At 64.9% G+C, this 24395-nt stretch carries 25 protein-coding genes and 1 riboswitch; of the genes, 8 read left to right on the top strand and 17 right to left on the bottom strand.

What is annotated here, in order from left to right; translation table 11 throughout:
- Positions 1-189: 189 nt before the first annotated feature.
- From B0G62_RS10245 to B0G62_RS10230, 4 genes are all read right to left on the bottom strand, one after another.
- A complete protein-coding gene (locus B0G62_RS10245) occupies positions 190-747 on the bottom strand; it encodes a hypothetical protein (RefSeq protein ID WP_244193172.1) in 558 nt (185 codons plus the stop codon).
- Between the two features lie 244 nt (positions 748-991).
- A complete protein-coding gene (locus tag B0G62_RS10240; protein ID WP_103704060.1) occupies positions 992-1213 on the bottom strand; it encodes a glycine zipper 2TM domain-containing protein in 222 nt (73 codons plus the stop codon).
- A gap of 228 nt (positions 1214-1441) precedes the next feature.
- Entirely contained in the window at positions 1442-3373 is a 1932-nt protein-coding gene (thiC, locus tag B0G62_RS10235) for a phosphomethylpyrimidine synthase ThiC (protein ID WP_103704059.1), read from the bottom strand.
- A gap of 98 nt (positions 3374-3471) precedes the next feature.
- Positions 3472-3611, bottom strand: a riboswitch (TPP riboswitch).
- A 205-nt stretch (positions 3612-3816) separates the two neighbouring features.
- Positions 3817-4224, bottom strand: coding sequence for a GreA/GreB family elongation factor (locus B0G62_RS10230; protein WP_103704058.1), 408 nt, complete (start codon positions 4222-4224; stop codon positions 3817-3819).
- 673 nt (positions 4225-4897) lie between these two features.
- On the opposite strand from B0G62_RS10230, the gene B0G62_RS10225 reads away from it, so the two are divergent.
- Entirely contained in the window at positions 4898-5893 is a 996-nt protein-coding gene (locus B0G62_RS10225) for an EamA family transporter (RefSeq protein ID WP_103704057.1), read from the top strand.
- A 151-nt stretch (positions 5894-6044) separates the two neighbouring features.
- Here B0G62_RS10225 and B0G62_RS10220 read toward each other — a convergent pair whose 3' ends face one another.
- On the bottom strand, positions 6045-6182 hold the full coding sequence (locus tag B0G62_RS10220; protein WP_103704056.1) for an entericidin A/B family lipoprotein: 138 nt from the start codon (positions 6180-6182) through the stop codon (positions 6045-6047).
- A 185-nt stretch (positions 6183-6367) separates the two neighbouring features.
- Between B0G62_RS10220 and B0G62_RS10215 the strand changes: the two genes are divergently transcribed.
- Both B0G62_RS10215 and B0G62_RS10210 read left to right on the top strand, forming a co-directional pair.
- Positions 6368-6529, top strand: a complete 162-nt coding sequence (locus B0G62_RS10215; protein WP_103704055.1) for a DUF1328 family protein — start codon at positions 6368-6370, stop codon at positions 6527-6529.
- 59 nt (positions 6530-6588) lie between these two features.
- Positions 6589-7125, top strand: coding sequence for a ferritin-like domain-containing protein (locus B0G62_RS10210; RefSeq protein WP_103704054.1), 537 nt, complete (start codon positions 6589-6591; stop codon positions 7123-7125).
- A 39-nt stretch (positions 7126-7164) separates the two neighbouring features.
- On the opposite strand, the gene B0G62_RS10205 is transcribed toward B0G62_RS10210, so the two are convergent.
- The 9 genes from B0G62_RS10205 to B0G62_RS10160 all read right to left on the bottom strand — a co-directional run bounded on the left by B0G62_RS10205 (position 7165) and on the right by B0G62_RS10160 (position 16385).
- Positions 7165-8379 (bottom strand): MFS transporter, encoded by a 1215-nt coding sequence (locus tag B0G62_RS10205; protein WP_103704053.1) that lies wholly within the window; start codon positions 8377-8379, stop codon positions 7165-7167.
- A gap of 176 nt (positions 8380-8555) precedes the next feature.
- Positions 8556-9383: a phosphodiesterase gene (locus tag B0G62_RS10200; RefSeq protein WP_103704052.1), complete on the bottom strand. Its 828-nt coding sequence runs from the start codon at positions 9381-9383 to the stop codon at positions 8556-8558.
- Between the two features lie 33 nt (positions 9384-9416).
- Entirely contained in the window at positions 9417-10457 is a 1041-nt protein-coding gene (locus B0G62_RS10195; RefSeq protein WP_103704051.1) for an ABC transporter ATP-binding protein, read from the bottom strand.
- Positions 10454-11365, bottom strand: coding sequence for an ABC transporter permease (locus tag B0G62_RS10190; RefSeq protein ID WP_103704050.1), 912 nt, complete (start codon positions 11363-11365; stop codon positions 10454-10456). Before B0G62_RS10190 ends, B0G62_RS10195 begins: the two co-directional genes overlap by 4 nt.
- Complete coding sequence (locus B0G62_RS10185) at positions 11362-12186, bottom strand: ABC transporter permease (protein ID WP_103704049.1); 825 nt, start codon at positions 12184-12186, stop codon at positions 11362-11364. Before B0G62_RS10185 ends, B0G62_RS10190 begins: the two co-directional genes overlap by 4 nt.
- 37 nt (positions 12187-12223) lie before the next feature.
- Positions 12224-13255, bottom strand: coding sequence for an ABC transporter substrate-binding protein (locus B0G62_RS10180; RefSeq protein WP_103704048.1), 1032 nt, complete (start codon positions 13253-13255; stop codon positions 12224-12226).
- Between the two features lie 97 nt (positions 13256-13352).
- Entirely contained in the window at positions 13353-14408 is a 1056-nt protein-coding gene (locus B0G62_RS10175; protein WP_103704047.1) for a LacI family DNA-binding transcriptional regulator, read from the bottom strand.
- A gap of 1098 nt (positions 14409-15506) precedes the next feature.
- Positions 15507-15779, bottom strand: a complete 273-nt coding sequence (locus B0G62_RS10165) for a hypothetical protein (protein WP_103704120.1) — start codon at positions 15777-15779, stop codon at positions 15507-15509.
- 357 nt (positions 15780-16136) lie between these two features.
- Positions 16137-16385, bottom strand: a complete 249-nt coding sequence (locus B0G62_RS10160; protein ID WP_103704045.1) for a hypothetical protein — start codon at positions 16383-16385, stop codon at positions 16137-16139.
- A gap of 473 nt (positions 16386-16858) precedes the next feature.
- Between B0G62_RS10160 and B0G62_RS10155 the strand changes: the two genes are divergently transcribed.
- The 5 genes from B0G62_RS10155 (at position 16859) to B0G62_RS10135 (ending at position 20423) form a co-directional block, all read left to right on the top strand.
- Positions 16859-17473, top strand: a complete 615-nt coding sequence (locus B0G62_RS10155; RefSeq protein WP_103704044.1) for a glutathione S-transferase family protein — start codon at positions 16859-16861, stop codon at positions 17471-17473.
- Positions 17474-17652: 179 nt separating this feature from the next.
- The gene (locus tag B0G62_RS10150) at positions 17653-17862 is read left to right on the top strand and encodes a hypothetical protein (RefSeq protein WP_103704119.1); all 210 of its coding nucleotides are present in this window, start codon (positions 17653-17655) and stop codon (positions 17860-17862) included.
- A gap of 303 nt (positions 17863-18165) precedes the next feature.
- A complete protein-coding gene (locus tag B0G62_RS10145) occupies positions 18166-19575 on the top strand; it encodes an FAD-containing oxidoreductase (protein ID WP_103704043.1) in 1410 nt (469 codons plus the stop codon).
- Entirely contained in the window at positions 19572-19904 is a 333-nt protein-coding gene (locus B0G62_RS10140; protein WP_103704042.1) for a cupin domain-containing protein, read from the top strand. The genes B0G62_RS10145 and B0G62_RS10140 overlap by 4 nt, the downstream gene beginning before the upstream one ends.
- A 42-nt stretch (positions 19905-19946) precedes the next feature.
- Positions 19947-20423, top strand: a complete 477-nt coding sequence (locus tag B0G62_RS10135; RefSeq protein WP_103704041.1) for a metallophosphoesterase family protein — start codon at positions 19947-19949, stop codon at positions 20421-20423.
- Between the two features lie 75 nt (positions 20424-20498).
- Here the strand turns inward: B0G62_RS10135 and proP are convergent, their stop codons facing one another.
- From proP to argA, 3 genes are all read right to left on the bottom strand, one after another.
- Positions 20499-21962, bottom strand: a complete 1464-nt coding sequence (gene proP / locus B0G62_RS10130; protein WP_103704118.1) for a glycine betaine/L-proline transporter ProP — start codon at positions 21960-21962, stop codon at positions 20499-20501.
- A 644-nt stretch (positions 21963-22606) separates the two neighbouring features.
- A complete protein-coding gene (locus tag B0G62_RS10125) occupies positions 22607-22882 on the bottom strand; it encodes an oxidative damage protection protein (protein ID WP_103704040.1) in 276 nt (91 codons plus the stop codon).
- 93 nt (positions 22883-22975) lie between these two features.
- Positions 22976-24379: an amino-acid N-acetyltransferase gene (gene argA / locus B0G62_RS10120; protein ID WP_103704039.1), complete on the bottom strand. Its 1404-nt coding sequence runs from the start codon at positions 24377-24379 to the stop codon at positions 22976-22978.
- Positions 24380-24395: the final 16 nt, after the last annotated feature.

Genomic DNA, 24395 nt, shown 5'->3' with positions numbered 1-24395 from the left:
CAAGGCAAACGGCCAGGCGAGCGGCAAGGCAGGCAACGCGCCGGCCAGCGAGACGCAGCGCGCAGAGGAGGGCTTATTCAGTAAGGCAGTGCTTCAATCCCCGATGCCCACTTTCAGGATAGAAAATGGTGCGCAAGCGTCAAGCAGGGAAAGTACGGCCGTGCGGCGACCGATGGGCGATTTCTCCGCTCAGTGCCAGTGGCCGCCACCGCCGTGACCCCAGCCGCCATGGCCCCAGCCACCGTGGCCCCAACCGCCGTGACCCCAGTAGCCACCGCCCCAATAACCCACGCTGAACGAAACGGCCGGGGCGCCCCAGCCCCATCCGCCGTAGCCGTAGTAAGCGGGATACGAGTAGTACCCCGGCCAGTTGTAGTAGGCCGGATAAGCAGGATAGGCCGGCCACGCCGGCACGCCCACGGCAACGGGCGGGTTGGGATAGAGCGGACCCGGATATTGCGCGTCGGCGACGGCGGCGGGCGCGGGGTTGGGCCGCTGGCTCGTCTGCGTGCTCGTTGAGCCCGCAACGCCAACATCGGTTTCCTGCTGCGTGCTCATGGCGGGAACCGTACCGTAGTAATACGGATAGGGCGAATAACCGTAGGGCGTGTAGTAATAGCAGCCCGACAGCGCGAGCAGCGCCGCGCCTGCGCACAACGACGCGGCCCACTTGAACGGACCGCGCGGCGCGGACGGAATGAGAGCGGCGACAGCGCGCCGGGCGTACATCGGGAACGGGGATTTCATGGCAACTCCAGGCGGACTCTTCAGGCTAGCACGCCTCGTTCATCTCGCCACGACCGGCGTGGGCCGTTTATGTTGCATTTTCTTACGGGTGGCGGGGCGCGCTGGCGCTAGAACGCAAAGGCGGCGCATGTCCCCAAGAACATGCGCCGCGTGTCCTCTCTGAAACCTGCCTGTTGTGTTTGCAGTTCTTCAACGGCCTTCGAGGGGCGGTGGCGTTACTTATTGCCGCCGTTGCCGCGCGTCGTTACTTGCCAACCTGATTGCCGATGATGCCGCCGACCGCTGCGCCGCCCACGGTGGAAAGCGCGCTGCCGCCGACCACGGCGCCCGCCGCGCCGCCGACGCCCGCGCCGATGGCGGTGTCACGGTCGCGTCTGGACATGTCGTCGCAAGCGGCGAGACTGCCGATCACGGCAACGAGCGTGGTAATCGTCAACAGGGTACGGGCACGTGTGAAGGATTTCATGATCGACTCCAACTGTATGAGGGATGCGATGCAGAACGACCCGCATAAATCAGGCCCGAACCGCACCTCCAGTACACCCATCGTAGCCACGCCCACCGTATCCGGGTGTGTGCGCTTGTCAGCGAGTGGCCAGAGTCGTTAGAAAGTGTTTCGACCTCCCGATCGCAGCCTCACCGCGCCGCACGCGTGATTTTTCATCGTGCAGCGCAGCGAAACCGGGATCGACGCTTACTGACGCTGATAAATCTCTGCGCCTTGCTTGATGAACTCGACGGCCTTCACTTCCATGCCTTTTTTCAGGGCTTCGTCGTCGCTCACGCCTTGCTTTGCCGCGAACTCGCGCACGTCCTGCGTGATCTTCATCGAGCAGAAGTGCGGGCCGCACATCGAGCAGAAGTGCGCGACCTTGGCCGAGTCCTTGGGCAGCGTTTCGTCGTGGAATTCGCGCGCCTTGTCCGGATCGAGGCCGATATTGAACTGATCCTCCCAGCGGAATTCGAAACGCGCCTTCGACAACGCGTTGTCACGCACCTGCGCGCCCGGGTGACCCTTGGCCAGATCGGCCGCATGAGCGGCGAGCTTGTACGTGATGATGCCTTCCTTCACGTCGTCCTTGTTCGGCAGGCCCAGATGTTCCTTCGGCGTGACGTAGCAGAGCATCGCCGTGCCGAACCAGCCGATCATCGCGGCACCGATGCCCGAGGTGATGTGGTCGTAGCCCGGCGCGATATCCGTGGTGAGCGGCCCGAGCGTGTAGAAGGGCGCTTCGTCGCACCATTCCAGCTGCAGGTCCATGTTCTCCTTGATGAGCTGCATCGGCACATGGCCCGGACCTTCGATCATCACCTGTACGTCGTGCTTCCACGCGATCTGCGTGAGTTCGCCGAGCGTCTTCAATTCGCCGAGCTGGGCTTCGTCGTTGGCATCGTAAATCGAGCCGGGACGCAGACCGTCGCCCAGCGAGAAGCTCACGTCGTACTCCTTCATGATTTCGCAGATCTCTTCGAAATGCTCGTAAATGAAGGATTCCTTATGATGGGCGAGGCACCACTTGGCCATGATCGAGCCGCCGCGCGAGACGATGCCCGTCATGCGGTTCGCCGTGAGCGGCACGTATTGCAGGCGCACGCCCGCATGGATCGTGAAGTAATCGACGCCCTGTTCGGCCTGCTCGATCAGCGTGTCGCGGAACATCTCCCACGTGAGGTCTTCTGCCTTGCCGTTGACCTTTTCGAGCGCCTGGTAAATCGGCACCGTGCCGATCGGCACCGGCGAATTGCGGATGATCCACTCGCGCGTTTCGTGAATGTGCTTGCCGGTCGAGAGATCCATGACCGTGTCGCCGCCCCAGCGGATCGCCCAGGTCATCTTGTCGACTTCCTCGCCGATCGACGACGTGACCGCCGAATTGCCGATGTTCGCGTTGATCTTCACGAGGAAGTTGCGGCCGATGATCATCGGCTCGCTTTCCGGGTGGTTGATGTTGGCGGGAATGATGGCGCGGCCGCGCGCCACTTCCTCGCGCACGAATTCCGGCGTGATTTCCTTGAGCGCGTTGGCGCCGAAGGCCGCAGCGCCGAACGCCTGGCCGGGGTGCTGGCGGCCCATCATCGCGGCGAGCTTCGCGCCGTTCGGGCCGCTTTGCTTGAGGCTTTCGAGGTATTCGGCGCGGCGCTGGTTCTCGCGAATCGCGATGTATTCCATCTCGGGCGTGATGATGCCCTGGCGCGCGTAGTGCATCTGCGTCACGTTCTTGCCGGCCTTCGCGCGGCGCGGCGTGCGGTGCAGGCCCGGGAAGCGCAGTTCGGCCGTGGCCGCATCGGCGGCGCGCTCGCGGCTGAATTCGGAGGAGAGACCCGGCAACGCTTCGGTATCGTCGCGCTTCTCGATCCACGCCTGGCGCACGGCGGGAAGGCCGGCGCGAATGTCGATTTTCGCGTCAGGATCGGTGTACGGGCCCGACGTGTCGTAGACGTAGATCGGCGGATTCTTCTCGCCGCCGAAGCCCGTGGGCGTGTCCGCCTGCGTGATCTCGCGCATCGGCACGCGGATGTCGGGCTGCGAGCCGCTCACGTAGATCTTGCGGGAATTGGGCAGCGGCGCGATCGCGGCTTCGTCGACGTGCGCGTTGGCGGAAATGAACTTGGGATTGGCGTTCATGCGTCTCTCTCCAGGCAGTGCAAAGTGGGAACAACGGCTTCGCAGGAGACGAGACGGAACGTGGACGGACCTCGCAATGAGGAGTGCTGCGTGTGATGCTGCGAAGTCCGGACGCTTCCCTGCGCTGGCATTATCCAGATCAGGTTCAAAGGGTATTTCTCACCCGTGCGATACGCTGCATGAACATTCGTGTGAAGAGTTCGAAGCGGCGCATCACGCAGGACCCCCGCGTAAGCAGGCCAAACGATACACCGCGCTGCGACACTCTGGCAAGTGCCTTTGTGCGCGAGATGTGGCAGGGAAAACCGCTGTTCGCGCGCGCGACTCATATAGGACATCGCGCGGTTTCTTCGCGAAAAATGGGGCGGAAAAATCTTGCGCGAGCAGGCCAGGCACAGTCCAGGAACAGTCGCAGGCACGGTGTCGAGCGTGCCTGCGTGGCGTCAAAGCGCGAAGTCGTCGGCCGCTTCGGGCTGGAACAGGATGCGGGTGATCTTGAGCGTTTCGATCTCGCCGCTGGGTGGCGTGAAGCGCACCTTGTCGCCTCGTTTCGCGCCTAGCAACGCGAGGCCCGCGGGCGAAAACACGTTGAGCCGCCCATCGTCGACGCTCGCGTTCGCGGGGTACACGACGGTCCAGGTTACGGGCTCGCCGGTGCGCTCGCTCGTGAGCGTGACCTGCGAGTTCATGGTCACGACGTTGGCGGCGACTTCGCGCGCATCGACGATTTCGGCGCGTTCGAGCAACTCGTCGAGCATCAGTTGGCGCGCGGGCGCGGCGCCCGGTTCGGCCGCGCATTTTTCGAGGCGGGCGAGATCGAGCTCGGTCAGATAGCGAATTTTCTTCGACATGGGGTTCTCCTGCGATCCGGATGGGTATAAGGGAATAGGGGAAGAGGCCTGGGAAGGCCTCAAAAAGGGGCGTGGGATCGGCCCGGAGCCCGACTGAACGGCTCCGGAGCAGGAGGGCGGTTCAGTGCGGACGCCGGGCTACGGCGAGCGGGGTCGGTTGACCGTGAAGACGTCGTGGCGTGCGCGCACGCGACGCCTCCCCGCGCACGAGGCGCGGTGGAAGCGAGGCAAGGAACGCGAGCGGCGAGCGCATGAATTTGTAATAAATATGAAAGATTTGGACATCCTAGCACGCTCTCAATAAGCCGGATCGGCATGAATTAAAGCGTCACGTTTCTGCCTTCGCGCGACACGCAGGGCCCCCGGTTTTACAGACCGTTGCGCGCATGCAGCGTGCCGGCGCATAAAGTACGCTCGCTGGCTCCGTAACGAATCGCCTTGTTGCATAATGCGTGGCGCCCGCTTCGGGTATTTCGGGCAGCTTGCGGAACGCTTGCAATTTCATGCGCTCGCGTCTCGTGCTGCCCGGGTGCGCCCACGGATGGGCTCACTCTCGCGTCTTCTTCTTTCTCGCCGCCTCCATCATGCCGTCGCGTTTCATTCGTTCCGTCCCTCGTCTGGCGGGACGTTCGCGGTTCGCCCTCCGGTTCACCTCCGACCCTCTGGCCGTGCAATGACGACGCCGCCCCGTTTGCCTTCCGGTTCCTCGCTCAGCCCTTACGTGCTTGGGCTGCTGCGGACACTTGGCGCGATTGGCGCGCGATCCTGGCAATTCGCGCGCAGCGTGCGCCTGCCGCAGTCGCGCAGTGGCCGCGTCGCGCTGTCGCTGGCGGTCGTCTATTTCGTCTGGGGTTCGACTTACCTCGGTGTGCACGTCGCGCTCGAATCATTTCCGCCGCTGCTGCTCTCCGGGTTGCGCAATCTGCTGGCGGGCATTGGCCTCTTCGTATTCGCGATGCGACGGCGTCCCGTGATGCCGACGCTCACCCAGGTTCGCAACGCCGGTGTGGTCGGCACGATGCTCGTGGGCTTGTCGAGCGGGATGCTCGCTTATGGCATGCGCACCGTCGGCACGGGCACCGCCGCGGTGATGGTTGCCACCGTGCCGCTGTTCGCCACGCTGATTGCGGCGGCTGCCGGGCGGCGCATCGCGAAGGGCGAGTGGGCGGCCGTCGGGCTTGGCCTGATCGGCATCGCGATCCTGAGCCACGGCGGCGGGGCGAGCGGCACAGCGGGCGGCTGTCTCGCGATTCTGGGCGGCGCGCTGTTCTGGGCGATCGGCGCGCATCTGGCCGGTCGGCTCGAACTGCCTGCCGATCTGTTCATCGCGACCGCGTTGCAGATTGGCCTGGGTGGCGCGATTTCGACGCTGGTTGCCTTGGTCACCGGCGAGCGCATGGGCACGCTGCACTTTCTGCCCTTTGTCGCATTTGCGTATTTGATGCTGATCGGCACGATGGCGGCCTATGTCGCCTATGGCTATCTGATTCGCAACACGAGCCCGCTCGTGGCGAGTAGCTGCATGTACGTCAATCCGGTGGTCGCCGTGGCGCTGGGCGCGCTCACGCTCGGCGAGCCGATCACACAGGCGACGGTCATCGCGACCGTGCTGATATTGGGCAGTGTCGGGCTGTCGTTCGTCTTCGACGACAGAAAACGCGCATCCTGAGCGATCCCGATGATTCGGATGGCTGAATGATCTCGCGCTGTCTTTTCCTGGCTTGAATAACGCAATCCCGCGCCGCCCAAGAGGGCGACGCAGGATGCGCAAACCGCGTCAGCCGGGCCGCTTGCGTCGGTTCAGGTCGATTGATGTCGACTTACTTGGCCTGCTCGGCGGAGTTCGTGATGGCATGGCCACCCGCGGACATATCCTGACCAGCGCCCGCGACAGTGTTGCAGGCGGCCAGAGCCGCAGCCGACGCGGCAACGAGAAGCAAGGCAATCAGGCGTTTCATAGGGAATTCTCCACGGAATAAGGGAAGACCCTCTACAGCACGCGGCGTGCCTGACCCGCGCCCATCCTCCTCCAGCGTCCCCAGGACCACCTCTTGCGCTCGGCATGGCGCAGACGAAAGAAAGCGCAGGCACGTTTCCCATTGTTCCATTGCGTCGTTTGCGCCCCCACAAGGAGGATTACGCCATGCTTCATTACGCCATCGTGTTTTTCGTGATCGCCCTCATTGCCGCTGTGTTCGGCTTTACCGGGATCGCCGCAGGGGCGGCGGAAATCGCGAAGATCCTCTTTTATCTCTTCCTCGTGGTGTTCGTCGTCACCTTGCTGCTGGGCGTTCTGCGCGGCTAGCCGCGTGCGTCCATTCGCGTTCTCTTTATTCCCGTCCCCATAGTCCGAAGGAGAGTCAGATGTCCAAGTCACACGCTGCATTTGAGTTCGACCTGAAGCGCGTGCGCGAGGAAGCGCGCCGCAATCTGGATCAGGGTTCCGTCACGCCGAGCTACAGCGCCAATCGCGAGACCGTGCTCAAGCTGCTCAACGATTCGCTCGCCACCGAACTCGTCTGCGTGCTGCGCTACAAGCGGCACTACTTCATGGCGAAGGGCATCGAATCGGAGGCCGTCGCCACCGAATTCCTGGAGCACGCCAACGAGGAACAACAGCACGCGGACATGCTCGCCGCGCGCATCGTGCAACTGGGCGGCGAGCCGGATTTCGCGCCCGATCACCTGAGCGAGCGCTCGCATTCGGAATACAAGGAGGGCAAGGATCTGAAGGACATGATCCGCGAAAACCTCGTCGCCGAGCGTATTGCGATCGAGAGTTATCGCGCGATCATTCAGTATCTCGGCGATAACGACATCACGACGCGACGCATCTTCGAAGAAATTCTCGCGGTGGAGGAAGAGCACGCCGACGATATGACCGATCTGCTCGAACGTTGATCGATTCGTCGACGCCGGCGTGCCCGCGAGCCGCGCAGGTCAGAACGCCTGCGCGCTCGCGTCCAGGCGCTCGCGCGTGGCGAAGTGGATCCACGCCGCGAGCGCACTGAAGCCAAGTCCCGCCACACACACGCCGATCCAGCCGAACGCGTGCCAGGTGGCCGCGCCCACGGCCGAGCCGGTCGCCCCGCCGATGAAGTAGCACACCATGAACACCGTATTCACGCGGCTGCGCGCTTCGGGGCGCAGTGCGTAGATGCGCGACTGGTTCGAGATCTGCGCGGCCTGCACGCCCACGTCGAGCACCACTACGCCGATCACGAGGCCGATCAGGCTCTTGCCCGAGAACGCGAAGATCACGAACGCGAGCGCGATCAACGCGATCGACAGCGTGATGACCGCGCGGGGCCCGCGCTTGTCGGCGGAGCGGCCCGCCCACGGCGCCGCGAGCGCACCCGCCGCGCCGACGATGCCGAACAGCCCCGCGACCTGCGGGCCGAGATGGAACGGCTCGCCCGCGAGCAGCAGCGTGAGCACGGGCCAGAAGAGGCTGAACGCGGCGAACAGGCACGCGCCGGTGGCCGACGCTTCGCGCAAGCCGCGCAATTCCACCGTCAGGTGCCACATCGAGCCGAGCAGTTTGGCGTAGCTGAGCGTCGAGGTCGGCTGGCTCTTCGGCAGTTTCTTGATGATGACCACCGCGAGCGCCAGCAGCGCGACGATCGACGCGCCGAACACCGCGCGCCAGCCGAAATACTGGCCGACAAAACCCGCCGCCGTGCGCGCGAGCAGGATGCCGAGCAGCAGCCCGCTCATCACGGTGCCGACCGCGCGACCGCGTGCTTCGGGCGGCGCGAGTTCGGCCGAGAACGGCACGGCCTGCTGCGCGATCGTGGACAGAATGCCGATGGCGAGACTCGCGCCGATCAGCACGGGCAGGGAGGGCGCAAAGGTGGCGGCGAGCAGCGCGATGCACAGCAGGCCGATCTGCATGAGGATGATGCGGCGGCGGTCGAACCGGTCGCCGAGCGGCGCGAGCAGCAGCATGCCCGCGGCGTAGCCGAGCTGGGTCGAGGCGGGCACCGCGCCGATCCACGCCGCGCCGGCCGGGAAGGTCCGGCGGAAATCGTCGAGCAGCGGCTGGTTGTAATAAATGTTCGCGACCGAGATGCCCGCGATGGTCGCGAGCAGAAGCAACAGGCCGGGCAGCGACTGGCTTTCGCCAGCGGATGCGGAATCGGGTTTGGTGGACATGGGCACGAGGGCACGAGCGCGGGCGAGGCCCGCCGGGACGAAAAAACCGCCCGGCCAAGGCGAAGGCCGGTCCGGGCGTGCCGATCATACCGGAGCGCGTGCGATCGTGCTGGCGGCGCTTCGGACGCGATGTGCATGACGGGTGTGATTCCCCGGCCTGCTCGCGGCCAGGCTCGTCAGGCGATCAGCTCGCCCGAAGGCCCGTGGAACGGGTAGGGGCCGTCGGCGTCGTCCACGTAGGCGTGATGGGTCACGATGCCGCGCGCCGCGTCGTAGTGATGCAGCGCGAACGCTGGCGGCTCCAGCGTGAAGGTCGAAGGCGCGTCGGGCGCGAGATCGAGCGTGACCTGATGCGCGGGCGCCGGCACCGCGCTCGCGATGGTGCCGCCGAAGCGCACGAAGATCGGCCGGTGCACGTGACCGCAGAGCACGCGCTCGACGTTCGGATGGCGCGCGATCAGCGCTTCGAGCGCGCGCGCGGCGGTGTCGTCCAGACGGATCGCGTCCATATGGCCAATGCCGCAATCGAAGGGCGGATGATGCAGCGCGACGATTACGGGTCGTCCGCGCGCCGCCTCCAGCTGCTGCGCGAGCCAGGCGAGGCGCGCGGCGCAGAGTGTGCCCGCGCTCTGGCCCGGCGTCATCGAATCGAGCGCGATCAGGCGCAACGGCCCGAGATCGGCGGCGTACTGCACGAATTCGCCGCCCGAGTGGAGTTCGGTGCGCTCGGGAAAGACTTCGCGCAGCCCTTCACGGCCGTCGTGATTGCCGATCAGCAGCCAGCACGGGATGTCCAGCGGCGCGAGCAGGGTCTTGAGATGGCGGTATTCGTCGGCATGGCCGCGATCGACCAGATCGCCGGTCACGAGCACCGCGTCGGGGCGCGGCGAGAGCGCATTCAGACGCGCGACGGTGCGCGCGAGACGCGCGGCCGTATCGACGCGCCGATAGGCGAGCGCGCCCGGTTCCTTGATGTGCAGATCGCTGATTTGCGCGAGCAGCATGGTGACCTCGGAAATTAAGCTCGATGGTAAAAATTACGCGAGCGCGATGAGCGCTTGCGGCTCGATGGCGATGCCCACGGGCGTGCCGCGCGCGAGTTCGATGCGGCCCGCGACATCGACCAGGAGCGTGTCGGGCGCGGCGCCGCGGACGGTGAGCCGCGTGCGCTCGCCCAGAAAAGTCGATTGTTCGATCACGCCGCGCAGCGGGGCGTGGGCCGGATCGGCGAGGGTGGCGTCTTCGGGGCGGAAGAAGAGTTCGGTGGGGCCCGGCGAGCGTGTCGTGTGGGTGTCGAGCTTGCCGCCCGTGGTGACGAGCGCGCCGTCGCGCCATTGTCCCGCGATCCGGTTGAGCGTGCCGACGAATTGCGCGACCACGCGGCTGGCGGGCCGATAGTAGATCTCGCGCGGCGTGCCGATCTGCTCGATGCGCCCGGCGCTCATGACGACGACGCGCTCGCCCAGCTCCATCGCCTCGGCCTGGTCGTGCGTGACGTACACGGTCGTCACGCCGAGTTCGCGCAGCAGCGCGTTCATCTCGCCGCGCAGCGTATCGCGCAGCCGCGCATCGAGGGCCGTGAGCGGCTCGTCGAGCAGCAGCACGCGCGGACGCGGCGCCAGTGCGCGGGCGAGCGCGACGCGCTGGCGCTGACCGCCCGAAAGCTGGCCGATGGGTTTGTCGGCATGCGCTTGCAGACGCATCATCGCGAGCAGTTCGTCCACGCGCTCGCGCGCGGCGGCGGCGCTCACGCGCGCGATCTTCAGACCGTAGCCGATGTTGCCGCGCACGTTGAGGTTCGGGAACAGCGCGTAATTCTGGAACACCATGCCGACCTTGCGGCGCTCGATGGGCAGGGCGGTGACATCGTCGTCGCCAAAGCGCACCTGGCCGCCCGCATCGGGCGTCTCCAGACCGGCGATCAGGCGCAGCATCGTGGTCTTGCCGCAACCGGAAGGGCCGAGCAATACGAGCGTTTCGCCCGCGCCGATCGAGAGATCGAGCGGCTCCAGCACGCGCGTGCCGCGAAAGGTTTTGCCGCACTGCGTAAGGGTGATCGGCATCGAATCGAGCTTCATTGGGAATCCTGATGAGTGCGCATCTTTGCGGTGCCGGGCGTGCGCGCGCCGAGCCATTGCATCGCCACGAGTAGCGGCATGGTCATCGCGAAGAAGAGAATCGTGTAGGCGCTGCCGATTTCGATACGCATCGAGGCATAGGTATCGGCGAGACCGACGGGCAGCGTTTTCGTATCGGGCGTGTGCAGCATCCACGTGAGGTTGAATTCGCCGATCGAGAGCGTGAGCACCGCGAGCGCGCCCGCCAGGATGCCGGGCCGCGCGTTGGGCAGCACGATCGTGAAAAAGCGCTGCATGAAACTCGCGCCGAGGCTCGCCGCGCCTTCCTCCAGCGTGCGCAGATCCGCGGCGGCGCACACGGCGCTGACGGGCCGCACCATGAACGGCAGCGTGAAGATCACGTGGCCGACCACAATGAAGGCCGCGCTCATGCGAAACGCCGGGAATCCGCCATAGACCACCAGCAGCGCCAGTGCGGACGCGAGTCCGGGCAGCGCGACCGGCATCACGAGCAGTTCCTCGATCAGGCGCGAGAGGCGCGTGCGGCTGCGTGCGAGCGCGTAGCCAGCGGGTACGCCGGTCACGAGCGTGATCGCGAGAGTGGCGGCGGCCACTTCGAGCGACAGGAAGACCGAGTCGTGATACTGCGTCCAGACTTCGTCGAGCCAGCGCAGCGTGAGGCCGCTCGCGACGCCGCGAAAGTAGTTCACGGTGAGGCCCGCGACGATCGACATCACGACCGGCACGACGAGAAACGCGCTGGTGGCAAGCGTGACGAACCATTGCGCAGCCGCGAGCCAGGCGCGCGTGGAGGGCAGCGAGAGCCGCCGGCGCGTGCTGGTTGCGTCCGACGTAGCGAAGGCGTTCACGCCGCCGTCCTTACCTTCGTTGCGGGGCACCGCGTTCATGCCGTCGCCGCGACGGACGCGCCCGTGAGGCTGCGCGCGAGCGTCAGCACCGCCCACGTCACCACGCCCAGCACGATCGAAAGTCCCGCCGCTGTCACCATGTTGGCGTTAAGCGTGAACTCCGTGTAAATCGTCATGGGCAGCACGTCGATATCGGTGGCGAGCGTGAAGGCGGTGCCGAATGCGCCCATCGCGGTCGCGAAGCACACGGCCCCGGCGGCGATCAGACCCGGCGTGAGCGCGGGCAGGATGACGTCGCGCGTCACGCGCCAGGGCGATGCGCCGAGCGAGCGCGCCGCTTCTTCGAGCGAGGCGTCGAGCTGGCTGGCGCTTGCCATCACCGTGACGATCACGCGCGGAATCGAGAAGTACAGATAGCCCACGAACAGGCCCGCCATCGAATAGGCGAACACCCAGCGCTCGCCCGCGAGGCGCAGCGCAAGGGCGCCGATCAAGCCCTGGCGCCCCGCGAGCATGATGACCATGAAGCCCACCACCACGCCCGGAAACGCGAGCGGAAACGTCAGCAGCGCCACCAGCACGCGGCGCGCGGGGAATTCGCGGCGCGCGAGCAGCATGCCGCAGATCGTGGAGAGCACGAGCGTCGCTAGCGTAACCGCCGCCGAGAGCAGCACGGTTTCCAGCAGGCTCGTCATGTAGCGGCCATTAGTCAGGAGTGCGCGATAAGTCGCGACCAGATGGCCGTCGGCGCTGACCTGGACGAGCGCCACCATCGGCAGCAGCCAGAAGGCGAGAAATACCGCGAGCGCGGGCGCGACGAGCGCCACGCGCCAGCGCAGCGGAAAGGTGAGATCGTGCATGAACGATGGCAGTGGATAGATGAAAACGCCCCGTGGGCTAGTGCATGACCTGCAGATAGCGCTCGCCGAAAGCCTGCTGCTGGACCGCCATCTTCGCGAAATCGACCGGCTTCGCGCGCGCATAGTCGCTCGCGGGCAGGAACTTCGCGGCTGCTTCCGGCGACAGCGCGCTCGCGCGCACGGGGCGCAGATACGCATTGGCCCACAGCTTCTGGCCGTGGTCCGAGAGCACGAAATCCAGCACTTTCCTGCCGTTCTGCCCATGCGGCGCGTTCTTCACGAGGCTCATCACGTAGGGCACGGAAATCGTTCCTTCGGCGGGAATCACGAATTCGACGTTGGCGTGATCCTTGTATTTCGCGCGATAGGCGTCGAAGTCGTAGTCGAGCAGGATCGGAATCTCGCCCGAGAGCACGCGTGCGTAAGCGGTCTGTTTCGGCACGATCGGCTGGTTCGCCTTGAGCTTGCTGAACCAGGTCAAGCCGGGTTGGAAGTTGTCGAGCGTGCCGCCGAGCGCGAGATTCACGGCGACCGCGCCCGCGTAGCCCACGAAGGCGCTCGATGGATCGAGGTAGCCGATCATGCCTTTGTATTCGGGCTTGAGCAGGTCCGCCCACGAGCGCGGCACCGGCCGTCCGTCGAGCGCGTCCTTGTTGACGAAGAAGCCGAGCGTGCCCGAGTGGATCGCGAACCAGTAGCCCTGCGGGTCCTTGAGATTCGCGGGGATGTCGTCCCAGTGCGCGGGCTTGTACGGCGCGATCACGCCTTTGTCCTTCGCCTGGAAGGCGGACGAGATGCCCAGATAGACGACGTCGGCGACCGGGCTTTTCTGCTCGGCCATCAATTGCGCAATCGACTGGCCCGAGTTCTTGTTGTCGAACGGCACGCGGATCCCGGTCTGGCGCTGGATCGCCTGGATCTGGCTGGCCCAGTCGGCCCATTCGGGCGGGCAGTTGTAGCAGATGGCGGTTTCATCGGCGTAAGCGGGCGTCGATGCCACGAAGCTGATGGCCGGCGCGAACGCGAGGCTGAGCGCCGTGCTGGCGGCGAGGGCGAAGCGGCGTATCACGTCGGGTCTCCTGGTCGGATGCGGTGCGGAGTTGGGCTGAACCGCGCGCGATCCTTCAATGCGCGCGGTCCGGCGAAGCGTTGCGGATACTGCCGGGTCAGATGAGCGCATCGCCGCGCGTCACGTCGCGCCCCGGCACGCTTACACCCGTCGCGATTGCCGAGATCGTGCCGCCCTGGCGCAGCGTGTGCGGTAGCGTGAGATCGAGCGTCGGCCCCACGTATTCGCCGCTGATGCGCGCCATCAGACGCTGCCAGGCGGCGCGGCCGATCTCGCCGTTGGGCGTGCCGATGCTCGCGAGCGGCGGCGCGAGCAACTCGCCCATCGCGAGACCGTCGAAGCCGAGTATCGACATGTCGTGCGGCACCCGCAGGCGCGCGCGGCACAGCCCGCGCATCACCACCATCGCCAGCAGATCGTTGCTGCAGAAAAGCGCCGTGGGGCGCGCGGGGCCGGTGCTCAGATGCGCGAGCACCGAGGGCGCGAGGTTCTCGGCGTTGAAATCGATTTCGAGCGGGGGCGCGGGCGTGAGGCCGGCCTGCTCCATCGCGTGGGCGTAACCCGCGTAGCGCTGCCGCGCGCGGTCGGAGGCGGCGAGGGTGCCCGCGAGCATCAGGATGCGCCGGTGGCCGTGCGCGATCAGCATGCGCACGCCGTCGCAGGCAGCCTGGTGATTGTCGACGGACACCGAGGGACGACGCGTGGTGTCGTTGTGCATGAGCACGTAGAGCGGGCCGTCGGCATCGATATCGTCGAGCAGCGGGTGGGTGTCGGCATCGGCGACCGTCAGGATCAGGCCTTCTACCCGTTGCGCGCGCAACGTTTCAATCGCGTGGCGCTCGCGCTGGGCGTCGTACTGCGTCGTCATCAGCATGAGGCGAAAGCCCTGTGCCGAAGCGAGTTCGTCGATGCCTTGCAGGCATTCCGCGAAGACGGGATTGGCCAGCGTGGGCAGCACCACGCCAATCAGGCGCGTGCGCTCGCCGCGCAACTGGCGGCCGATCGGGTTCGGGCGGAATTTGAGCGCATCGATCGCTTGCTGAACCTTGGCGAGCGTGACGGGATTGACCGTATGCGGCGCGTTGATTGCCCGTGAAACGGTGGCAATCGAAAAACCGGCGTGTGCGGCGACATCCTTGATGGTTGGCGTCATGCGGGCGGCCCGGGCGTTGTAAACGTTTTCGATGCGGCCGATTATGGAAAGCGCATGTGACCGCGCGATGACGCGCTTGCCTTGGGATGCCTGGTCGGGGGCGGGTGGCAGTGGTAGAATGCCGTCCGCCCTGCCGGCGTGATGAAATTGGTAAACATAGCGGACTTAAACACAGATTGAGTGCCCAGCCGGAAACGGCCGGTGCAGAACCCCTCAAATTCGGCGAAACCCCTGGGACCAGGCGGCGCGTAAGCGCGCGGTGCCGAGGCGACGCCGAGCCAAGCCGGCTGACGCGCAAGCGTCGGCATGGAAGGTGTAGAGACTAGACGGGGGGCGCCTAAGGTTCGAAAGCCCGCGCGGCTGCAACGCGTGATGGTTTTTAGCTAGGGCGAAGGCATAGTCCAGCGCACGAACGCCGCTTATGTCCGATACGTTTGATTCGTTCGAAACGTTCGAAACATAAGCGCGCGGCGTCTAAAGACGTAGTGTGACGAAAATCCGCCGCCTCACGGCTTACCGGTTCAAGTCCGGTCGCCGGCACCAGGGCCACCCTGGACATGCTTCGCAAGAAGCCCTGAAACCCGCGATGGCGTCAAGCTTTCGCGGGTTTTTTGCTGCGTGCTTCGGTTTGATCTTGATGAGGAGCGGCGCCGCAAACGTTGGCCATTTGACCCAGGCAAATGGCCACGTACGAACGCGAGCGGAACGCGACCCGGCCGCATGAAAACGCAGCGATATCCGCACGCGAGGCGTGCAAATGGCGACACTGTCCGGCGGCACGGCATGCAGCCAAACCGGATCAGGCCGGGCAGCGCCCGATCAGCGGCCGATCTGGCCGGTACGCGGGTTCACCAGCCGGGCAAATCCGAACAATGCGGCAATGGCCAGTGGCGAAGCGATGTAGAAAGCAGTCAGCATGATACGAACTGAGATAAGTCGTAACAAAATGTGTCGCCAGTGTAGCGTGCTGATGCAACTTGAGTATCAGGGAGAACGACAACAAACTGTTGCGCAATGGCGGGTTTGAGGTCGGAAAACGGCGGGGTTCAGGCTGGAACGCCTGTTGGGCGGGGCTTTGGCTGATGCGAGGGAATCGGACTAGATGCAGTCGAATACCACCTCTACTGTCTGGTTGGTGACGCCGCGTAAGCCTTCGCTATGGACTTCGACGGCGTGCATCTCTTTTTTTCGCTTGTGGCAGTAGGCTTGCGCTTCCTTGATGCCAGCGGTGCGCACGCGATTCCATGAAACGATGTCCCAGCGCGCGCGGCTCGTCACGGAAAAATGTCCATCCTGTCTTGAATTGATACCGGTCACCGATGTGCATGCCGTCAGCATGCCGAGCCCGAGCAACAGGATGCTACCTTTCATAGATTCCCCTTGATTGCGCACCATTGTCGCCGCCAAACATCGGCATTGGCAACCCGAAAGAAAGGTTAGCAGACGTTAGGGACGGAATGAGTAAAGCGTGCGCTGCAATGGCGCCGCTGGCGGGGGAGACGGCTATTGCGCCTGGTAGCGCTTGCGAGAGGATAGCGCAGGCAATATGCAGCCCGCTGCCCGAATACGCGCAGCATTGCTCTCGCAATGCCGGCGCCCATCGTTTTGTACGCCGAACCGGCTCTGTTACAGATTGTGCCGGGTGACGGAACCCGTCAGACGAGTGTGAATCAGGCGCGCGCAGTCACCCTCGACAAGGGAGCAGCGCGCCTGATTCGATGCGGGGAATCAGTCGCGGCCGACCACCGAGCCGACTTGTGCCTGACCGGAAACGAGGCACGACGACATGAAGTTTTCGCCCTGACTGCGCGCGCCGATCGAACTGAAACCGCGCGCCAGCGCTTCGAGCCGGACCAGTTCAGAACCCTTCGCGCAGGAGACCGTGCCGTGCTCGTGCGCCTGTACACGAGTCAAAACCCGGTTCCCGACGAGGAGTGCAAGGATGATGACGATGCCAATATTAAATACCTGTCTCATGATTTCGCCTCCTGTTACGTTCAGACTAGCTCAGGCGTTTGGCCGATGAATCCAGGAGTTTCCCGGCGATGCGGTGCAGCACATGCGGCGCATAAATCGACCTTGATTTTCTGCATAAAGATGCTTCGGCATCCTGCTGTTTTGAGGGTCGATCCGCTGCGCCTTATGGAATAAGGCTGTTTCCCGTTCGACCTCAGGACAAGCCGGGCATTGCGACGCAGCAATGTCGCGTCGCGGCACTCAACTCGTCTGCTAACCAATGTAATCCCGGGCAAAAATAATCGTGCGTGGCAGATCGACACGGCATTTTTCTCGCCGATTTAGCGGTTTGATTTCGATCAGATATCTCCGTGCAGATGCCGGGTTGGTAAAGCCATCGGAAACATCTGGCGAATCTTGAAATGCGTTGCACAATGCTGCACCATCGACGGTCCGGTCCTCTTTTCTCAGTCTTTTCTCCGTCGAGGTGAGTAATGCAGCTGATTGGCATGATGGATTCGCCCTACGTGCGTCGCGTCGCGATCGCGCTTCATGTGCTCGGCATACCGTTCGAGCATCGCGGCGTGTCGGTATTCAGTCAGTACGACGAATTCGCGCAGATCAACCCGGTCGTGAAGGCGCCAACGCTGGTCGATGACGATGGCACGGTACTGATCGATTCCACGCTCATCCTCGATTACCTCGACCGCAAGGTGCCGGCGGCCCAGCGCCTGCTGCCCGAGGAGCGCCAGGAGCGCACTTTCGCGCTGCGCGTGAACGGCTTTGCGCTGGCGGCAATGGAGAAGACGATCCAGCAGGTCTACGAGCGCCAGTTGCGGCCCGAGGAGCGCCAGCACGAACCCTGGTTCGATCGTGTGAACGCACAGATGCACGCGGCCTGGAGTGTGCTCGACAAACTGATCGAGGGGCGTCAGGGCTGGCTTTGCGCGGGGCGCATCACGCAGGCCGATATCACGGTGGCGGTGGCGTGGCGGTTCACGCAGTTCGTCCTGCCGGGCGCAGTCGATCCGGCCCGATATCCTGCCGTTGCTGCGTTTTCCGCTCGCGCTGAGGCGTTGCCGGAATTTGTTGCGACGCCGCTGGAGTGATGTGAGGGTCCGCTGCGGCCCGCAAACCCTTGTCCTGACGCTCGAACAGCGATTGTTCGAGTTTGGCGACAAGTGACTTCGTGCGTAGGCCATTTATCGGCGGACGCTACATTCCTACAATGGCTTCCATGTTAATGCCGATGCGTCACGACGACGCGGCGGCCGCAGCGGGAGCCGTCATGAAAGACTTTATCGAACGACAACTGTATCAGCCAGCGCTGGTTCTGCCGATGGTGGACCTGATGCAGCTGATGGTGTCGCTCGACTTCAACATGGGTCAGATCGGTCTGCTGGTCGCAACGCGCGGCGCGCGCGCCGCATTCCAGCGCTCGCGCGATCTCTGGTGCGCGAACCATGGCTGCGCAGCGCCTGGCGAAAGCATTCACTGATCGACTGCACGAGACCGCAGAGACCACATAGATTTCACGTTTCCCCCCCGACGCGCAGCGGCATCGCCCGTTTGCTGTTGTGCTGTCACCCTGTAAGCCACCCCATGATCCGGGGTGGCTTTTTTTTCTCCATTTCCGATCCGAAACTCGCCCGGACGCGCTGGCGCGGCCCGTGACGCCGCGGGCGTAACATGACTCGAACGTAGCGAGACCACGCAAAACTCACGCACACGCGCACAGGCGGGCACACGAGGCGCGGCATGCGTCGTGCGCGCATCACGGCCTTCACGACAGGAGAACGGCATGGCACAGCGATTCGATGCGATCGTGATCGGCACGGGACAGAGCGGTCCGCCGCTGGCCGTGCGGCTCGGCGCGAGCGGGCGCAAGACGGCGATCGTCGAGCGCGCGGCGTTCGGCGGCACCTGCGTGAATGTCGGCTGCACACCGACCAAGGCCTATGTGGCGAGTGCGCGCGCCGCACACGTCGCGCGGCACGCGGCGGATTTCGGCGTGCGCATCGGAAACGGGACGGGCCATTGCGATGTGAGCGTCGATCTGGCCGCGGTGAAGGCGCGCAAGGACGCCATCATCGGTGCGTCGCGCGATGGCGTCGAGCGCTGGCTGCGTCAGGCGAAGAACGTCACGGTATTGCAAGGGCACGGACGCTTCACGGGGCCGAAAACGCTCGGCGTGATGTCCGGGGGCGGCCATATCGAAGAACTCGAAGCCGACGAAATCTTCATCAATACCGGCACGCGCGCGGCGGTGCCGCCGGTGCCGGGGCTTGAGCGCGTCTGGTACGAAACGAATTCCACGATCCTCTCGCTCGCCGAATTGCCCTCGCATCTCGCGATTTGCGGCGGCAGCTACGTGGCGCTCGAATTCGCGCAGATGTTTCGCCGTTTCGGCAGCCGCGTGACCTTGCTGGTGCGCGGCTCGCGCATCCTCACGCGCGAGGACGACGACGTCGCGCAAGGCGTGCAGGATGTGCTCGCGCGCGAAGGCGTGGAGTTTCGCTTCGGAAACTCGCCGCAAAGCGTGGCGCCGCTGGGCGCGACACCCGGGCACGGCATCCGTATCACGCTCGGCGGCGAAACGCTCGACGTTTCGCATTTGCTGTTTGCGACCGGCCGGATTCCGAACACTGACGATCTGGGCCTCGACGCCGCCGGCATCGAGTGCGACCGGCATGGCCTGATTCCCGTCGATTGGCAGTTGCGCACGCGCGTCGCCGGTGTGTGGGCGCTCGGCGACGTGAACGGGCGCGGGGCCTTCACGCACACCTCCTATGACGATTACCAGATCGTCGCCGCCAATCTGCTGGACGGCGCGAACCGCAGCGCCGACACGCGCATTCCCGCCTATGCCGTGTTCGTGGACCCGCCGCTTGCGCGCGTCGGGGCGAGCGAGCGCGAGGTGCGCGAGAGCGGCAAGCCCGCGCTGATGGCAACCATGCCGATGTCGCGCGTCGGCCGCGCGCGCGAGCGCGGCGAGACCCACGGCTTCATGAAGGCGCTGGTCGATGCACAGACGAAGCGCATTCTCGGCGCGACGATCTTCGGTATCGAAGGCGACGAGGCGATCCATACCTTCATCGATACGATGGCCGCCGATGCGCCGTACACCACGCTGCAATTCGCGATGCACGTGCATCCGACCGTGAGCGAACTCGTGCCGACCTTGCTCGACGGTTTGAAGCCGCTCGCATGAGCGCGCCCGGCAATCTGTTCGAAGGCATCGACGCAGGGGCGCGGGAGGAGGTGTTCGAGCGCCTCGTCGCGCAGTCCGGCGTACTGATCGAGCGCATTGTCTCGACGGGCCAGGCGAGCCCCGAAGGCTTCTGGTACGACGATCCGCGCGACGAGTGGGTGGTCTTGCTCGCGGGCGCGGCGGAACTGGAATTCGAGGCGCAAAGGGGCACGCGCCAGCGCCTGAAGCCCGGCGACCACGTTCACATTCGCGCGCATTGCCGGCATCGCGTGGCGTGGACGGACCCGCAGGCGCCGACGGTCTGGCTCGCCGTATACTTCAGCGCTTGAGCCGCGCGTCATGCGCTTTTCTCTGTTCATCGAAGCCGTCCCATGTCCCGAACATCGCTACGCGTCGCGCTGGTTTCCGATACGCACAATCTCGTGCGCCCCGAACTCCTGGGTTTCGTGCAGGGAAGCGACGCGATCATCCACGCAGGCGACATCTGCGCGCCCGAAGTGCTCGATCAGCTTGGCCGCATCGCGCCGCTGAGCGCGGTGCGCGGCAACAACGATCGCGGCGCATGGGCCGATGCGCTGCCGGTGCAGACCGTGGTGGAAATCGGCGGCGTGTCGATCGTCGTCGTGCATGAACTGCCCGATCTGCGCGGCGATCCCGCTGCGCAGGGCTGCGCCGTGGTCGTGAGCGGGCATTCGCACAAGCCCGCGCAGGAAACGCGCGATGGCGTGCTCTACGTGAATCCGGGCAGCGCGGGGCCGCGCCGCTTCAAATTGCCGATCAGCGCCGCGATGTTGACGATCGGAAACGGCGGGGCTTTGCACGTCGAACACACGTTTCTCATCGACTGAACACTGCGCACGAACGCAAAAAAGGCCAGCACGAAGCTGGCCCTTTTCACGACTTTCCGATCGGAAAATTTCGACTTACACGCGCGCCGGCATGGCTGCGTAATCGTCGTCCATCTCCCGGGCGAGACGTACGCCGCGCAGCACCGCATGCGCTTCGGCGCGGCTGCTCACGCTAGGCGCCGATCCCGGCAGCGGGCGGCGCGCCGTTTCGTGCAGCGCCAGCACCGAGACGATGCCGACCACGGCCGCACCCATCAGGTAGTACGCGGGCATCATGAGGTTCTGCGTGTGCTCGACGAGCCAGGCTGCCACCAGCGGCGTCGTGCCGCCGAACAGCGAAACCGACACGTTGAAGCCGATGGCGAGCGCGCCGTAGCGGATCGCGGTCGGGAACAGCGCGGGCAGCGCCGAGGGCATCACACCCGTGAAGCACGACAGCAGCGTGCCCAGAATCAGCAGGCCGAGGAACACCGGCACGAGCGCGCCCGTCTGGATCAGCGTGAGCGACGGAATCGCCAGCACGATTAGTCCCACGCAGCCCGCGAGCATCACCGGCTTGCGGCCGATGGCGTCCGAGAGGCGGCCGAATGCCAGCGTCATCGGGATCATCAGCACCATCACGGCGAGCACGACGAACAGACCGTGCGTTTCGTTGAAGTGCAGCGTCGCCGACAGATAGCTCGGCAGGTACGAGAGCGCCATGTAGTCGGTCACGTTGAAGATCAGCACGAGGCCCACGCACAGCAGGAAAGGCCGCAGATGCTGGGTCAGCAGCGAAGCCATCGTGAGCTTCGGGCGCGCATGTTCTTCGGCTTCGCGCAGTTCGGCCTCCTTCTTGAACGCCGGCGTTTCCTCCAGCTTCATACGGATGTACAGACCCACGATCCCGAGCGGACCCGCGATCATGAACGGCACGCGCCAGCCCCAGTCGAGCAGTTGCTGATGCGAAAGCAGGGCGGTCAGCACCGCGACCGTGCCCGCGCCGAACACATAGCCGATCAGCGTGCCGCATTCCAGGAAGCTGCCCATGAAGCCGCGGCGCTTGTCGGTGGCGAATTCGGCGATGAAAGTGGCCGCGCCGCCGTACTCGCCGCCGGTCGAGAAACCCTGCACGAGACGCGCGACCAGCAGCAGCACGGGCGCCGCGATGCCGATCGAGTGGTACGACGGGATCAGGCCGATCGCGAAGGTGCCGCAGGCCATCATGATCATCGTCATCGCGAGCACGCGCTGGCGGCCGATACGGTCGCCCAGCGGCCCGAACACCATGCCGCCGATCGGGCGCACGAGGAACGCGGCGGCGAAGGTGCCGAAGGTGGCGATCAACTGCGCCGAGGGGCTGCTCGACGGGAAAAACACCTGGCCGAGCGTGACGGCGATGTAGCTGTACACGCCGAAGTCGAACCATTCCATGGCGTTACCGAGCGCCATGGCGCCGACGGCGCGTTTGAGGAGGCTTTTGTCGACGATCGTAATGTCGTCGATTGTCAGGTCGGACTGCGCCGACGAGCCGGAAGTGGAAGCGGTCAAGGTCTGCATCTCCAATGACGGCGACGAACTCCATGAGAGCTCGCCACGGTTGCCGGAGAGTGCCGTTTCGCGATAGCGGCCGATGTCGGCTGCGAGGTCGGGCTGCCGGTCGCGCATGAACGCCGCAAAAGGGGACGCCCGGTCCGTCTGCTGTGCAGTCGGCGCGCGAGAGGCATGCTGAATGTCGCGAAACGACACTCGATCGAATTGTGCGTATGCGTTGCGCCTGCGTGGCCTTGTTGGGGGGCAGGGCACATGTGACGCTGGACCAGCACGAGGGTGCCCGGTGAAGCGTCGCTGAAACGAAAAAGAATGTCCGTTTGGCGGATCGTTCTTTTTGTATGAAAACACTCAGACGGAAGGCGGTTTTGGGTGCCGGCCTGAATGCAATTGATGGCTAATGCCTGTTGAAAGAAGCGACATGATAGCACGATGACTGAAGATCGTGCAAACCGCGCTGTAGGCGGGGTTCTTACGGCCCCGCCTCAGGCCTTGTGGGATGGGGGATTGCGGCGATTCGGGCGGACCTTGCGCGGGCCAGGAATCCGCATGAAGCGCATAAAAAAACCGCGCTCGACGGCGCGGTTTTTGCAAGGTTTTGCGGGCTGCGATCCAGTTGGGGACGGATCGCGAAGCACGGCTTTCGGGGAAGCTTAGGCCTGGGTCGGCGGCACGAAGCCCGACGCCTGATCGGCGCCGTCACCGAAGAAGTACTTTTCGGTCTGCTTCATCAGGTACTGGCGCGCGCGCGGGTCGGCCATGTTCAGGCGGTTCTCGTTGATCAGCATGGTCTGCTGCTTGAGCCAGCCTTGCCAGGCTTCCTTCGAAACGCTTTCATAGATGCGCTTGCCGAGTTCGCCCGGCAGCGGCGGGAAATCGAGACCTTCGGCTTCCTTGCCGAGCTTCGCGCATTGGATCATACGGGCCATGCTGTGCTTCTCCTGTCGGCCGCAGTTAGCGCTTTGGCGCTTACTGCGGTCCCATAAAGGGGGTTATAGGATCTTGTGGGTGGAGCGCTGCGCTTAGAGCTGTTTCATCAGCACGAGCGATTTGCGCTGCCAGTTATAGAGGCGGCGGCGGTCTTCGGGCAGGTCGTCGACCGTGGCCTTGACGAAGCCGCGCTTGAGGAACCAGTGTTCGGTACGCGTGGTGAGCACGAAGATGCGCGTGAGGCCGCGCGCGCGGGCGCGCTGCTCGATACGGCGCAGCAGGCGCTCGCCGTCGCCGGAGCCTTGCGCCTCGGGCGACACCGTGAGACAGGCCATTTCGCCGATGCGCTCCTGCGGATACGCGTATAGCGCCGCGCAGCCGAACAGCACGCCATCGTGCTCGATCACCGAGAAATGGTCGATGTCGCGCTCGATCTGGTGGCGTCCGCGCCGCACCAGCGTGCCGTCCGTTTCGAGCGGCTCGATCAGCGTCAGAATGCCGCCGACGTCGTCGGGCGTGGCTTCGCGCAGGCTTTCCAGGTTCTCGTACGAGATCATGGTGCCCACGCCGTCGTGCAGGAACAGTTCGAGCAGCAGGCCGCCGTCGAGCACATAAGGAATGATGTGCGCGCGGCCCACGCCGCCACGGCAGGCGCGGATCGAGTGCTTCAGATAGAAGCCGGCGTCGCCCAGCACCGTGCCGCTTTCCTGCAGCCTGTAGGCGTCGTCGAGCGACATTTCGCGGATCAGCTCGCCTTCCTCGCCGATCAGACCCTGCGTTTCCGTGAGGAACACGATCTTGTCGGCGCGCAGCGCGATGGCGGCGGCCGACGCCACATCTTCCATCGACAGATTGAACGCTTCGCCCGTGGGCGAGAAGCCGAGCGGCGAAAGCAGCACGAGCTTGCGGCTCGCGAGCGAGTGACGGATCGAATCGGCGTCGATCTTGCGCACGACGCCCGTGTGCTGGAAGTCCACGCCGTCGAGAATGCCGACCGGGCGCGCCGTCACGAAGTTGCCGGACACGACGCTGATGTGCGCGTGCGCCATCGGCGTGTTCGGCAGACCCTGGCTGATCGCGGCCTCGATGTCCAGACGCACTTCGCCGGCGGCTTCCTTGGCGGATTCGAGCGCGCGGGCATTGGTGATGCGCATGCCGTGCGAGAACTCGGACTCGACGCCGTGCAGGCTCATCTGTTCTTCGACCTGCGGCCGCGAACCGTGCACCAGCACGATCTGGATGCCCATCGCCTGCAGGAGCGCGATGTCGGCGACGAGCGCGTTGAGCAGATTCTGGTGCACCACCTCGCCGCCGAAACCGACGACGAAAGTCTTGCCCTGAAATGCGTGGATGTAGGGCGCGACCGATCGCATCCAGTCGACGAATTGCGCGTGCTGCGCGGCCTGCTGGGCAGCTTGCTCAGAAGCGGATTCCGCGGCGGCGGCGGAAGCCGGCGCATTCGCGGTGGCGGGGACGAGGTCGGTTTGGGAATTCATGCCCGGGATTATAATG

Source organism: Paraburkholderia eburnea (genome assembly GCF_002917095.1).
GTDB classification, from domain to species: Bacteria; Pseudomonadota; Gammaproteobacteria; order Burkholderiales; family Burkholderiaceae; genus Paraburkholderia; species Paraburkholderia eburnea.
This window is presented reverse-complemented; position numbering and strand designations above follow the sequence as displayed.